At 44.5% G+C, this 11,972-nt stretch carries 10 protein-coding genes; 7 read left to right on the top strand and 3 right to left on the bottom strand.

Going from position 1 to position 11,972, the window contains the following annotated elements; translation table 11 throughout:
• Positions 1-680: 680 nt before the first annotated feature.
• Positions 681-1,997, top strand: a complete 1,317-nt coding sequence (gene ltrA, locus ACY2VW_RS07425) for a group II intron reverse transcriptase/maturase (RefSeq protein ID WP_461877619.1) — start codon at positions 681-683, stop codon at positions 1,995-1,997.
• Positions 1,998-2,194: 197 nt separating this feature from the next.
• Positions 2,195-2,902, top strand: a complete 708-nt coding sequence (locus ACY2VW_RS07420) for a hypothetical protein (RefSeq protein ID WP_461877618.1) — start codon at positions 2,195-2,197, stop codon at positions 2,900-2,902.
• A 134-nt stretch (positions 2,903-3,036) separates the two neighbouring features.
• On the opposite strand, the gene ACY2VW_RS07415 is transcribed toward ACY2VW_RS07420, so the two are convergent.
• Together ACY2VW_RS07415 and ACY2VW_RS07410 are read right to left on the bottom strand one after the other, a co-directional pair.
• The gene (locus ACY2VW_RS07415) at positions 3,037-3,999 is read right to left on the bottom strand and encodes an alpha/beta fold hydrolase (protein ID WP_461877617.1); all 963 of its coding nucleotides are present in this window, start codon (positions 3,997-3,999) and stop codon (positions 3,037-3,039) included.
• A gap of 1,390 nt (positions 4,000-5,389) precedes the next feature.
• Positions 5,390-5,770 carry a DUF6483 family protein gene (locus tag ACY2VW_RS07410; RefSeq protein WP_461877616.1) on the bottom strand — a complete coding sequence of 127 codons (381 nt, stop codon included), beginning with the start codon at positions 5,768-5,770 and terminating at the stop codon, positions 5,390-5,392.
• A gap of 655 nt (positions 5,771-6,425) precedes the next feature.
• Here ACY2VW_RS07410 and ACY2VW_RS07405 point away from each other — a divergent pair.
• From ACY2VW_RS07405 to ACY2VW_RS07385, 5 genes are all read left to right on the top strand, one after another.
• Positions 6,426-7,196 carry a ParA family protein gene (locus ACY2VW_RS07405; RefSeq protein ID WP_461877615.1) on the top strand — a complete coding sequence of 257 codons (771 nt, stop codon included), beginning with the start codon at positions 6,426-6,428 and terminating at the stop codon, positions 7,194-7,196.
• Positions 7,196-8,128, top strand: a complete 933-nt coding sequence (locus ACY2VW_RS07400) for a ParB/RepB/Spo0J family partition protein (RefSeq protein WP_022461755.1) — start codon at positions 7,196-7,198, stop codon at positions 8,126-8,128. The genes ACY2VW_RS07405 and ACY2VW_RS07400 overlap by 1 nt, the downstream gene beginning before the upstream one ends.
• 11 nt (positions 8,129-8,139) lie before the next feature.
• On the top strand, positions 8,140-8,655 hold the full coding sequence (locus tag ACY2VW_RS07395; RefSeq protein ID WP_022461754.1) for a DUF4446 family protein: 516 nt from the start codon (positions 8,140-8,142) through the stop codon (positions 8,653-8,655).
• A 324-nt stretch (positions 8,656-8,979) separates the two neighbouring features.
• The gene (gene serS, locus ACY2VW_RS07390; RefSeq protein ID WP_022461753.1) at positions 8,980-10,269 is read left to right on the top strand and encodes a serine--tRNA ligase; all 1,290 of its coding nucleotides are present in this window, start codon (positions 8,980-8,982) and stop codon (positions 10,267-10,269) included.
• A 39-nt stretch (positions 10,270-10,308) separates the two neighbouring features.
• Positions 10,309-11,187 carry a DUF3881 family protein gene (locus ACY2VW_RS07385; protein WP_117510628.1) on the top strand — a complete coding sequence of 293 codons (879 nt, stop codon included), beginning with the start codon at positions 10,309-10,311 and terminating at the stop codon, positions 11,185-11,187.
• 87 nt (positions 11,188-11,274) lie between these two features.
• Here ACY2VW_RS07385 and udk read toward each other — a convergent pair whose 3' ends face one another.
• Positions 11,275-11,904 (bottom strand): uridine kinase, encoded by a 630-nt coding sequence (gene udk, locus ACY2VW_RS07380; protein WP_118666988.1) that lies wholly within the window; start codon positions 11,902-11,904, stop codon positions 11,275-11,277.
• Between the last annotated feature and the right edge of the window lie 68 nt (positions 11,905-11,972).

The raw sequence follows: 11,972 nt of genomic DNA, 5'->3' as shown, positions 1-11,972 counted from the left end.
ATTTACTGAGAGAAAAACAGTAAATCCTCCGTTTTTTGTATGCGTGAATATAGACAAAAAAGAGCCGGAAAATCTGTGAAAAAACATAGATTGTATTGCAAAAATGGAAAGAAGTATAATGGGGATATAGTGCGAGCTGAGAAATCAGCTAAGCTGATTTCCTCTGGCGAGCGGAGGAAACTCTGCTTGCTTTTGTAAGCTGATTGTATATAACAGGAAAATCCTGTCGGGTAGGGTCTAGCCAACCGCCTGTACCGAGTCCTTGGAGTCGAAACGGTAACGTCAGATTTAAGCGTAGGACAGGGAGCAACAGAGCCGAAACGAAAGTGAAGTGATTGAGCTGGGAAATTATTATGAGGTTGGAAATGGTCGATGTGCTTATATTCACAGCAGACAACATTTCTGTAACCGCTATGGCAAGGGAACAGAAACATCCCCCAGTCTGAGAGCTTGGCGAGGTTGATGATAAGTATACAATACAGAACAGTTGAGGTCCTGTTATCTCCTCGAAAAGAGGTATGAAAATCGAACCAAAGAAATGCGATAGAAATTCAAACGGATAACAGGAAGTCCGATACGCTCATAGTACCGAAGAAGCTGCTAATCACAGTGGAGGGAAGGGGCGTACACTTTATAGCTTCAAGTAAATCAGAATCATGCAGACAAGGAGAGCTGATATCATGGTAAATGAGTTGCTTGGAATACAATACAACATTGCGAAAGCAAATGTAACTGACAGGAAAGTTCAAAACCTTGCGTCCTATATCAATATAAACAGCCTTAGGGCAATCCATAAGACTATGGATAAAAATAAGGCAAGTGGAATTGATAAAGTGACAAAAGAGAAATACGAACAGAATCTGGAGGAAAACCTTGAGAATCTTGTGAAAAGAATGAGAATTGGCAGTTATCGCCCCAATCCTACAAGAAGAGTTTATATTCCCAAGGAAACAAAAGGCAAAATGAGACCACTTGGAATATCCAGTTATGAGGATAAACTGGTGGAGAGCGCAATCGCACAGATACTGGAGCAGATCTATGAACCGAAGTTTTATAATGAGAGTTTTGGATTCAGACCAAACAGAAACTGTCACCAGGCAGTTAGGGAAATCATAGAAATGGTTCAGCATCGCAAAATGAATTATGTGGTGGAAGCGGATATCAGAGGATTCTTTGATAACGTAGACCATGAGTGGCTGATGAAGATGCTAAGACACGATATAGCAGACAAGAGATTTCTTGAGGTTATAGAGAAATTTCTGAAAGCGGGTATCATGGAAAACGGAAAGTATCTTGACAGTGAACGTGGAACACCACAGGGAAACGGAGCCAGTCCGATACTTGCAAATATTTATCTGCACTACGTACTGGATAACTGGTTTGATGTGATTGTAAAGAGGCAGTGCAGCGGAGAATGTTACTTAATACGTTATGCAGATGATTTTGTCTGTTGCTTTCAGAGTGGATACGAAGCAAAAGTATTTCGAGAGAAACTAGAAGAACGTTTTGCAAAGTATGGACTCGAACTAGCGGAAGAAAAGACCAAAGTGTTGGAGTTCGGAAGGTTTGCCAGGCAGAATAGAGAAAGAAGAGGACAGGGAAAACCAGATACCTTTGACTTTCTTGGATTCACATTTTATTGCGGAATGGACGGAAAAAAGCAGTTTTTCCGTTGTAGAGTGAAAACGAGTAAGAAGAAGTTGCGCAGTAAAATAAAAGCAATGAAAGAATGGATAATGAATCACAGAACACTGCCGCTGGAATGGATATTCAAGATTATCAATGCAAAACTGCGAGGACATTATCAATACTATGGTGTAACTGATAATACAAGAGAAGTTAAATCATTCCTGTGTATAACAAAGAAACTGCTGTTTAAATGGCTAAATCGTAGAAGCCAGAGAAAAAGTTATACATGGGAAACATTCAACAATGGGCTGCTTAGGACATTCCCACTATTAGAGCCAAGAATCAAGGTAAGCCTGTTCTACAGGTAGTATGAATATAAAGTGAAAAGCCGTATGCGTTAATAGCGCACGTACGGTTTTGTGTAGGGATATGGGGAGTAATCCCCATATCTACTAGAGAAAAGATTATGGACGGGGGTGAGCAGATGAAAATCGTTTGTTTTGCATTATTGTGTCTTTTTTTGAGCGGCTGTGGGAATGCGAAAACGGCAGCAGAAGAGCCAAAAATGCGGTTTGAAAATCTGGATCCGGCAAAGGTGAATATGCAGTACGGAGGGCAGAAGGAGTGGGAGCGGTTTTATAACAGTTTTTATGAGCAGAAAGAGGGAAGCGACCTCATTGTTCTGGGAACGGTGGAAGATTATACGTGTTTTGCAGGGGGAATCGAGATTGCAACGGATATTTCGCTACGGCTGGATGAGACCTTAAAAGGGGATCTGGAACCGGGAGAGAATATTACTGTTCGAAAGCTGGGCGGAGCGGTTACGGTGGAAGAGTACCTGCGGTCCATGGAAGATGCGGGCATTACGTACTGGAATGCGGAGGAGTTAAAGGCAAAGTATCCGGAGGAGAAACGCCGGGAGAACTATATTCAGGTCAGCTTCTGCGACCTTGATCCGGTGATCGGGCAGAAATCCTTGTATTTTCTGGAGAAAGATGCGGAAGGGGACGTTTATTACCGGCTTTGCGACGGGTTTGGACAGTATGTAGAGACTTCGACGGGAGAATACGTAAACGCGTATGAGATTGCCAACGAGAAAAGAGATGCGGATGAGCCGATGATGCTTGCATTGGGAGAAACGGTGGAATTTGCCCCGGATGCAGCGCCGGAGGAGAGAATCAATATTTATACGATGGAAGAGATAAAAAAAGGAATGGAAACGTATACAGCGCCGCCGACGGATTATCCGGGAGCAGAGGAAGAGCCGGAGTGAAGAGAATGCGTTAAAAACTGGCTGTAAGCCGAGTTAAAAACGAAAAAACGGAGGATTTACTGACGTTAAAAAATCAGTAAATCCTCCATTTTTTTGCCTGTTTTTTTGAATTGCAGTCGGGAGCAGAAGGGGGGTTACTGCACCGGTGCGAAAAAGATCTGGATCTGCTCTAAGAGGGCCTGAGGGGCCTCCATCTGCGGCATGTGTTTGGCCTTTGGCAGGATCTGGGTTTCGATGGAGGTGTTGAGTGCCGTGTACAGCGCAAAGGTTTCTGCGATGCCAGGCTCTTCTTCGCCGCCGACCAGGAAGATGCTGTTGTCGATGTGTTTTAAGGCATGGCCGATGTTGAGGTTCACGTAATTGCCCGCCAGGCTTGCGAAAAGGTACTTTCCGGCGCTGTTCTGGAGGTGTGCGGACTCGTAGAAGGCGTCTACGTCCTCCGGGGAGCGGTGGAATGGATTGTGGTAATAGCTCTCAGTGAATAAAAGCTCGATGTTGGAGCGGCCGGTGAGCGTATGGTACAGCAGCGTTCCGATGAGCGGGAGCTCGATCATGCGTTTCAGAAAGCGGCTGCGTTTATCCGGGATTTTGTTGAGCTTGGCAAGGTCGGTCGGGTTGATCATCATGATTCGGCCGAAGCATTCCTGGGCTGTATTGCAGGCGGTTACGACAAAAGAGCCGGATAAACCGGACGCAATCACGTCTGTTGGACATCCAATGACCTGTTTGATGAAGGTGACGATGAGCTGTACGTATAAAAAGTTCGTGTACGTGATCGCCGGCTTGTCGGAACGGCCGCAGCCGAGGAGATCGAGCGTGTAAACGGTGTGATCTTTCGCGAGAGCGTCCTCAATATACTGCCATTCGCGGCCGCTGGAGGCGCAATTCAGGTCGTGGAGCAGGAGCATCGGGGTTCCGGTGCCTTTTTTTGTGTAAAAAATATCGCCGAACTGCCAGGAAAAGGTCTCTTTTTCGGCCGAGGCGAGCAGGTTTTTCCGTACGGCGGCGGTATCGAGCGTTTTATTCAGAAAGTAAATCGCTGCGCCGGACATCGTGGTGAGGACACTTAAGGTGACCAGTTTTTTGCTGTGTTTCATATGAAAAAACTCCTTTCAGGGATCTCCCGGAGGGGAGGAATCGGTTCGAAACGTTGTGTTGAGCTTATTATAAGCGAAAAAAGGGAAAGATACAATGCAAAAATTAAGGGAAAAAGGAGGAAAAGAGACGAAAATAATGCGCAATTCGGTGAAAAGTGTAGACAATTCCGGACACACTACGTTATGTCAACTGATTGTGAAAGGTATATTTAAACAGTTTACATAACTGCAAAAACAGAGAAAAAATCATGCAATAATACACATAAAAGCATGAAAACGGCACTACGGGATAAAATCCTTCCAGATTGGTAAAAATCCATGAAAAAATGGCCTTGAAACGCGTTTAGTAAATGCTTTGGAAAATCCGGAAAAACGAATGTAAAAGTTCAATTTATACGAAAATATAAAAATATAATTAAATAATTTAATAAAAGAGCGAAAACAAAGATAGAAAAACACGTGAAACATGTGAAAATACAGAAAAAATGTAAAAAATACGGAAAAATCCAAAATTGGATAGAGAATACGATTGTTTTAAAAATTGGAAAGACCAAAAACGAGAGTGATTTTCGGGAAGAGAAAAAGCAAATCGCTTCTCACTGACCGCTGAAGACCGGAAATCGTGAAAAACGATGTTTCACGTGAAACATTTTGATGGGTGTGAAACGTGAAAAAACGAGCCTGGAAGAGTGACATAAGTAGAAACGAAAAAATGGAGGAAAAACTGAAAAATGGCGAAAAGAGGGCAAGAAACGGCGGAATAGACAAAAAATAGAAAAAAAGATAAAAATGAGCTGAGAAAAGGAAAAAAACGGCTGAAAAGAGGCAAATGCAGTAAGGGATGGACGAAAAAGCAAAAAAACAGGCGAGAGAAGCAGCGAAAGGGGAGAAGGAGCTGAAGAATGGCAGTAAGAGGTGAAAAAAGCAGAAAAAAAGAATAAAAAGCGTTGAGAATTGGGAAAAATGTAAAATTGCACGCAAAAAAAAGAGAGAAAGGTAAGCCAGGAAGATGGAGAGGGAGTGAAGCATGTCTAAGAGAGAAAAAAACGTTAAAACTATAAAAAAGCAGAAAAGTGACAGCAAAATCAAATAAAGCGATAAAAAGCAGAAAATATGCTGCCTGGTCTGAAAAATGGGAAAAATCAATAAAAAATGGCATGAAAAGAGCAGAAAATGAAAAAACAGGATGTTTCACGGATTATCTCTCTTACTGATGGAAGATAGTAGATAGAAAAACGATAAATTTGAAAAGAAAATGAAAAAATGTAACGGGAAATAGAATAGAAAGCAATAAAAGAGTACTTTTTATGCAAAAAAGAGGCGTTTAAGGGCTTTTAGAATGTCCCAAACACCACTTTTTGCAATGAACAATCAGAATAGCAGCATTTCCTTAAAAAAGAGCACTCATACTATCCAGATGATACCTTTCCAGTACATCTTTCACCCCGGAAACGATTTCTTCCCGGCTGTAGTCATGATCTTCCAGAAATTCGTTATCCATCTGATTTAAATGTGAATAGAAGAGCAGTGCCACTTTCAATGCCTCCATATCTTTAGAATTCTGTGTAAAATCATACAACTGGTTTTCGGCATCATCAATGAAGCCCAGATCAGCCAGATCCGTCAACAAATATAACATTTTTTCAGCATTTTCTGATTCAAAAACAACCGATACAGGATCATCGTCCTTAAGCTCAAGGTTAAAAACCAGCTTCAAAACAGTTCGAACCATTTCTTTAATCAAACGTAGCAGATAATCATCCTCAAACATGGCGAAAACCTCCTTGCTTCTATTTTATATGGATTTACCAGAAAAGCAGCAGCTTCTTGGATAGATTTATTGTACCATGAAAAAACGGTTCGGGAAATATTAAGATGTTGAGAAAATCAAAAAATAGTTAAAAATCAAAATGTTTCACGTGAAACATTCAATAAAACAGTGTGAAACAGAAAAACGCTCTCCGACGCCAGTAAAATCATTGAAAGACCTCAAAAACACCAAAACAGTGCTGAAAAACGCTCAAAAAGCCTTCCAAACAGCATAAAAACAGGAAAAATCCCGTTGTAAAACAGCGTTTTTTAAAATGTTTCACGTGAAACATCACCAAAAATCTCCAATTTTCACGTGTTTCCCACCTCCCAATCATGCAAAAATGCAGAAAATGTTTCACGTGAAACATTTCCAGTAGTAAAATCCGGCGTAGTATGATAAAATATCTTTGTCCCAATTTGGGGCAATTTTGAGTTAGAATCTGAAGAAATCCTCAGATATACTGGCATAGAAAAAGGAATTTTCTTCTTATATAATATGCCTGAACACCTGCCGCATAAATTAAGTTTTCCGAAAAGTGCCGGCAGGTCATTTCCTGTAAAAAGGGAAAAACTGCAAATGGAAAACAAAAAGATGAAAGGAGGCAATACATATTTTGGGAAGAACAATTGCAATTGCCAACCAGAAAGGCGGCGTAGGTAAATCCACCACCGCAATTAACCTTTCTTCCTGCCTGGGAGAAATGGGACAAAAAGTTCTGACCATTGATATGGACCCGCAGGGAAATACCACCAGCGGAATGGGAGTAGAGAAAAATGAAGTGGAAAATACCATCTATGAGCTGCTTCTTGGAGAGTCAAAACTGGAGGACTGTATCATCCCTCTGAAATTTGACAATCTTTCCCTCATCCCTTCCAATGTCAATCTGGCCGGAGCGGAGATCGAGCTGATTGGGGTGGAAGACAAAGAATTCATCCTGAAAAACGCAATTGATCAGGTCCGCGATCAGTACGACTTCATTATTATTGACTGTCCGCCATCCTTAAATATGCTGACAATCAACGCGATGACCACCGCAGACACCGTTCTGGTGCCGATTCAGTGTGAATATTACGCACTGGAGGGCTTATCCCAGCTTATGCACACGATTGAGCTGGTGCAGGAGCGTCTGAATCCAGATCTGGAAATGGAAGGCGTTGTCTTTACCATGTACGATGCGAGAACAAATCTTTCTCTGCAGGTAGTAGAAAACGTAAAAGACAGCCTGGATCAGAACATCTACAAAACCATTATTCCGAGAAATGTCCGTCTTGCGGAGGCACCGAGCTACGGCATGCCGATCAACTATTACGACAAGCGGTCCACCGGTGCAGAGAGCTACCGTCTCCTGGCAGACGAAGTGATTCACAGGGGGGATGAAGAGTAATGGCAGCGAGAAGAGGAGGCTTAGGCAAGGGCCTGGATTCCCTGATTTCACCGGGACATTCGGCCAAAGCAGAAGCAAAAGAGAAACCGGCAAAACCGGAGGTCAAAGTAGTCGAGAAGGTTGTTGAAAAAGTTGTCGAAAAACCAGTCGAGATGAAACTGAAGATCTCCGAAATTGAACCGAACCGCGAACAGCCGCGAAAATCCTTTGACGAGGACGGCCTGATCGAGCTTTCGGAATCCATCAAACAGTTCGGAGTTCTGCAGCCGATTCTGGTGCAGAAAAAAGATGATTATTATGAGATCATCGCAGGGGAACGGCGATGGAGGGCTGCAAAGCTTGCCGGAATCAAAGAAGTACCGGTCATCATCAAAGATTTTACCGAGCAGGAAGTTGTCGAGATTTCCCTGATTGAAAATATTCAGAGAGAATCCCTGAACCCGATTGAGGAGGCACACGCATACAAACGCCTGATGGAAGAGTTCCATCTCCGCCAGGATGAAATCGCAGAGCGCGTTTCCAAGAGCAGAACAGCGGTTACAAACTCGATGCGTCTCCTGAAACTGGACGACAGGGTACAGCAGATGGTTGTCGATGAAATGCTGACAACCGGTCATGTGCGTACGCTGCTGGCGCTGGAGAATAAAGAGCTCCAGTACAATACGGCAATGAAAATCTTCGATGAAAAGCTCAGTGTCCGTGAGACTGAGCGCCTGGTCAAAGAGATCCTGAATCCGAAGGTGAAGAAAGAAAAGAAAGTCAATCTGGAAGAGGAAGCCATCTACGAAGGTCTGGAAGAGAAAATTAAGAGCATCATTGGTACGAAGGTTTCCATTCACCGCGGGGCAAAGCACAAAGGAAAGATCGAGATCGAGTATTATTCCCAGGAAGAGCTCGAGAGAATCATGGATCTGTTTGAATCAATACAGTAAGAGGTAGAATAATGAGCGATTTATTTAGTAAGGTAGGAATTGACCTTGGCGTTGTTGTACTTCTTCTGATTGTACTGATTATCGTGATGATGATTATGACGGTCAGCATGTCGCTGCGTCTGAGCAGACTGAACCAGAAGTACAGAAGCTTTATGAAGGGAAAAGACGCCCAGTCACTCGAAAAGCTGTTTCATCAGCGGTTTAAGGAAATTGACAAACTGAACAAGCAGAATGAGCTGACGAAAAAGAATCTTGCGGATCTGAAAAAGATCCAGGGCATGACGCTGAACAAATACGGAATCGTAAAATATGATGCGTTTGACGATGTGGGCGGAAAGATGAGTTTTGCGCTGGCAATGCTCGACAAAGAAAACACAGGTTTTATCCTGAATGCAATCCACAGCCGTGACAACTGCTTTTTATATCTGAAAGAGATCGTAAAAGGCGAGTCCTATATCATGCTGAGCGCCGAGGAAATCGACGCGCTGCGCCAGGCAATTACGATGAATTCGATCGATTTGATGTAGGGCAAAAGTTCACTCGTGCATTCGTGGAGGCAGATTTCATGCTTGCATGAAATCTGTCTCTATGAATGCACGAAGGGAGCGCCAGGGTATGAGCAAAAAGAGCTGCGAAGCAGCGGAGAGCGCTGAAAGCGCGGTTTTGCGAATGGCGCGGGTGAACTGTAAACAGCATGAAAGAACGCTTGAAAAAATGCATATACTGTTATATGATGGTACTGGAACGCGCCAAACCCGCATAAATGCTGGAAAAACGGCAGTGGTTCCGGGCTGGAAAGAACAAAAAGAATCCCGCCAAAATGAGGGGATAAGATCTACTAGGAGGAAATTATGTTAGACATTAAGTTTTTAAGAGAAAACCCGGAAGTTGTAAAACAGAATATCCGAAATAAATTCCAGGATCAGAAACTGGAGCTGGTTGATAAAGTCATCGAGCTGGATAAAGAAAACCGTGACATCAAACAGGAAGTAGAAGCACTTCGTGCAAAAAGAAACAAAATCTCCAAACAGATCGGCGCACTGATGGGCCAGGGCAAGAGAGAAGAGGCTGAGGAAGTAAAGAAACAGGTAGCTGTTGACGGTTCCCGCATCGAGGCTCTTTCTGCAAGAGAAAAAGAAGTAGAAGAAGAAATCAAGAAGATCATGATGGTGATCCCGAACATCATCGATCCTTCCGTACCGATCGGAAAAGATGACAGCGAGAACGTAGAAGCAGAGCGCTTCGGCGAGCCGGTTGTACCGGATTTTGAAATCCCGTATCACACCGACATTATGGAGTCCTTCGACGGAATCGATCTGGACGCAGCAAGAGAAGTTGCAGGAAACGGATTCTATTATCTGATGGGCGACATTGCACGCCTCCACTCTGCCATCCTTTCTTATGCAAGAGATTTCATGATCGACCGCGGATTTACCTACTGCGTACCGCCTTTCATGATCCACGGCAACGTCGTAAACGGTGTTATGAGCTTCGCTGAGATGGAGTCCATGATGTACAAAATCGAGGGCGAGGATCTGTACCTGATCGGAACCAGCGAGCACTCCATGATCGGTAAATTCATCGACAGCATCATCCCGGAGGAGAAACTGCCTCTGACCCTGACCAGCTACTCTCCGTGCTTCCGTAAAGAAAAAGGAGCACACGGCATCGAGGAGCGTGGTGTTTATCGTATCCATCAGTTTGAGAAACAGGAGATGGTTGTTGTCTGCAAACCGGAAGACAGCATGATGTGGTATGACAAACTGTGGAAGAACACCGTAGACCTGTTCCGTTCCATGGATATCCCGGTTCGTACTCTGGAGTGCTGCTCCGGTGACCTGGCTGACCTGAAAGTAAAATCTGTCGATGTTGAGGCATGGTCTCCGCGTCAGAAGAAATACTTCGAGGTAGGAAGCTGCTCCAACCTTGGTGATGCACAGGCAAGACGTCTGAAAATCCGTGTCAACGGCGAGGACGGAAAGAAATACCTGGCACATACCCTGAACAACACCGTAGTTGCTCCGCCGCGTATGCTGATCGCATTCCTGGAGAACAACCTGAATGCAGACGGAACCGTAAGCATTCCGGAAGTTCTTCGTATGTACATGGGCGGAAAAGAAAAACTGGTTCCGAAACACTAATCGCATAAGAAATACAAAGGAATGAGAGGAGGTGTTCTTATGCACGCTTACCTGAAAACCATTGGATTTTCAAAGATCAAGACGACGAAGGAACTCCAGGAGATTCTTCGTGATGTAGTAGAAAACTACGACCGTAAAAAGATTGTGGAAACAGAAGAACACCACCTTTTTGCTGAATTTTCGAAAGAATATGCATATGACTGTGGTATCACGGTCTGTGGGGAAATTGATGAGAACAACCGTTTCCAGATGGAATATTATTATCCCTATTTCGAGGGCGGGCAGATCAGCTCCTACGAGGAGGTATCGGTGGAGCGCCACGTCGATAAGGAATCGTTTGCAGGCGCCTGCGACGATATGCGGCTTGGCATCACGATGATCTTTTATCTGACGCATGCAGCGGAATATCTTGAGATGAAACAGAAAAATGCGCTGCAGCCGCTTCCGCTCCCGCTTTCTGTCTCCGGTCTTGCAGCGGAAGGAACAATTCTGCTTCCGATCCAGAAAGACCCGGAACAGGTCGAGAAGGAGCGCCGCAGCACGCAGCAGAAGAATTCACTGATCTCGGCTGCCAGAAACGGGGATGAGGATGCGATGGAAAGTCTCACCATGGATGATATTGACACATATGCCATGATTTCCCAGCGTCTGACGAAGGAAGATGTCTTTTCTATTGTAGATAGCTTTTTCATGCCGAGCGGTCTCGAATGTGACCAGTACAGCGTGATGGGTGAAATTACGGAGATGAATACAACGAAGAACGCGGTAACGGGCGAGCGGGTGTATGAGCTCGGCCTCGTCTGCAACGATGTGCCGATAGACATCTGTATCAACGAAAAGGATTTATTTGGAGTACCGGAAGTGGGAAGACGTTTCAAAGGCCAGATCTGGCTGCAGGGAATGCTGGAACATCTGTAAGGGAAAAATAAAAAGAGCGAGGACGGAAAAAGAGAAAATTCAGTCCTCGTTCTTTTTTTGCAGATTTTTATAGCAATAAACGGATGTTTACTGGTTCTGCACCAGATTCAGATGCTTACGCACCCGCTCGATCAGCATTTCAAGAGCAACGGTGTTCTGTCCGCCCTCCGGGATGATCACGTCGGCACGGCGCTTGCTCGGCTCTACGAACTGCTCGTGCATCGGTTTTACGGTCGTCAGGTACTGCGTCACAACGCTGTCCAGGGAACGGCCGCGCTCTTTTACATCGCGCAGGATCCGGCGGAGAATCCGCACGTCCGCATCGGTATCGACAAAGACTTTGATGTCCATCAGATCGCAGAGATCCTTCTCAACGAAGAGGAGAATGCCCTCGAGCACGATAACCGGGGCAGGATGGACCAGAATCGTTTTATCCGAGCGGTTCTGCATGGCATAATCGTAAACCGGCATCTCGATGGATTTTCCGGCTTTCAGCTCGAGAATGTGCTGGCATAACAGGTCGGTATCAAAGGCATCGGGATGATCGTAATTTAATTTGGCACGCTCCTCAAAAGGAATATCGTCATGGCGTTTGTAATAGTTGTCATGGCGCAGAATGCTCACTTCATCGCGTCCAAAACTTTCTACCAGCTTATCTGCCAGTGTCGTTTTTCCACTGCCGGTTCCTCCGGCAATTCCTATCAGTATCGTATCCATAAGAAACTCCTTTTTATCCGATGATAGCCAGTGTTGCGCTTGTTCCGAGACGGCTTGCGCCGGCATCT

The organism is Fusicatenibacter sp., from assembly GCF_977045365.1.
The sequence above is the reverse complement of the archived record's forward strand: the minus strand, read 5'-3'. Positions and strand labels throughout refer to the sequence as shown.

Coding starts and splice junctions, on each gene's coding strand:
- ltrA (WP_461877619.1), top strand. CDS start 681: ATGGTAAATGAGTTGCTTGGAATACAATACAACATTGCGAAAGCAAAT.
- ACY2VW_RS07420 (WP_461877618.1), top strand. CDS start 2,195: ATGCGGTTTGAAAATCTGGATCCGGCAAAGGTGAATATGCAGTACGGA.
- ACY2VW_RS07415 (WP_461877617.1), bottom strand. CDS start 3,999: ATGAAACACAGCAAAAAACTGGTCACCTTAAGTGTCCTCACCACGATG.
- ACY2VW_RS07410 (WP_461877616.1), bottom strand. CDS start 5,770: ATGTTTGAGGATGATTATCTGCTACGTTTGATTAAAGAAATGGTTCGA.
- ACY2VW_RS07400 (WP_022461755.1), top strand. CDS start 7,196: ATGGCAGCGAGAAGAGGAGGCTTAGGCAAGGGCCTGGATTCCCTGATT.
- ACY2VW_RS07395 (WP_022461754.1), top strand. CDS start 8,140: ATGAGCGATTTATTTAGTAAGGTAGGAATTGACCTTGGCGTTGTTGTA.
- serS (WP_022461753.1), top strand. CDS start 8,980: ATGTTAGACATTAAGTTTTTAAGAGAAAACCCGGAAGTTGTAAAACAG.
- ACY2VW_RS07385 (WP_117510628.1), top strand. CDS start 10,309: ATGCACGCTTACCTGAAAACCATTGGATTTTCAAAGATCAAGACGACG.
- udk (WP_118666988.1), bottom strand. CDS start 11,904: ATGGATACGATACTGATAGGAATTGCCGGAGGAACCGGCAGTGGAAAA.